This window comes from Octadecabacter algicola, from assembly GCF_021532625.1.
Classification (GTDB): Bacteria; Pseudomonadota; Alphaproteobacteria; order Rhodobacterales; family Rhodobacteraceae; genus Octadecabacter; species Octadecabacter algicola.
Map to the genome: position 1 here is coordinate 1 of NZ_JAKGAR010000009.1, position 276 is coordinate 276.

At 57.6% G+C, this 276-nt stretch carries 1 protein-coding gene; it reads right to left on the reverse strand.

The window, feature by feature from the left end:
- Positions 1 to 276 (reverse strand): SDR family NAD(P)-dependent oxidoreductase (locus tag L0666_RS17150; RefSeq protein WP_235262618.1); only part of this gene is annotated, 276 nt, incomplete at both ends.

Sequence of the window (276 nt, forward strand, 5' to 3'; positions counted from 1 at the left end):
GCCAAAGCCTTGGTAAAGCCGTGGATCCCGGACTTTGCTGCGGCATAGTTGACCTGACCGTACTGGCCGGACTGACCGTTTACCGAACCGATGTTGACGATGCGGCCCCATCCGCGTTCGCGCATGCCGGGAAATGTTGCCTTGGCCATGTTGAAGCAACCGCCAAGATTGATGCGCATGACCTCGTTCCAGTCATCGAAGCTCATCTTGTGGAGCACACCATCGCGGGTGATGCCGGCATTGTTCACGACAATGTCGATTGGCCCGACTTCAGCG